This is a genomic window from Vibrio sp. 970 (assembly GCF_033339075.1).
The window spans coordinates 1-717 of sequence record NZ_JAWOTW010000289.1 but is presented as its reverse complement, the minus strand read 5'-3'; the positions used below and the strand labels follow the sequence as shown (position 1 = coordinate 717).

The following is a 717-nucleotide window of genomic DNA, read 5'->3' as shown; positions in this document are numbered from 1 at the left end:
GATACAGGGTTACCTGGTAGACCGCAGAACCAAGCTGTACTTAGCTTACCAAATGCGAAAGGTTTACCCGGCTTGATTGCCAGTTTCCAAAAACCGATTTCCCCAAGTTGTTCAAGAATGTCCTTGGTGTAGTCTGCTTCGCCAACACTGACGCCGCCAGAGGTGACAACCACATCCGCGAGCGTTTGTGCTTTTTCAAACGTCGCTTTTAATGTTTCTGGGCAGTCAGGGATAATGCCAAGATCAATCGCTTCACAACCAAAGTTTTCGATAAGTGGTTTAATGCCGTAACGGTTGCTGTCGTAGATTTGACCTGCTTCGAGTGGCTCACCTAATGGTTTAAGTTCATCACCTGTCGAGAAAAACGCCACCTTCGGTTTACGTACAACAGTGACATGGCTTACGCCAAGAGAAGCAATCATTGGAATATCGCGTGGTGTTAGGCGCGCGCCTTTTGCTAATACGATATCGCCTTGCTTGATGTCGTCACCAGTTGGGCGGATGTTATTTTGAGGTTTCACATCCGTTTGGTTGAACTGGATACCCGCTTCGGTCACGGTCGTGTTTTCTTGCATGATAACGGCGTCGCAACCTTCCGGAATTTTCGCGCCAGTCATGATTCGAACACAAGTGCCTGTTGGCCATTCACCTTCAAAAGGTTGGCCCGCAAAGGATTTGCCCACCATCGGCAATACAGTCGACGCTTCTAAATCTTGA

1 protein-coding gene is annotated in these 717 nt (G+C 48.3%); it reads right to left on the bottom strand.

The features are described 5' to 3' along the window. On the bottom strand, positions 1 to 717 hold a 717-nt coding region (locus tag R7Q11_RS26230), incomplete at both ends, for a molybdenum cofactor synthesis domain-containing protein (RefSeq protein WP_263857202.1).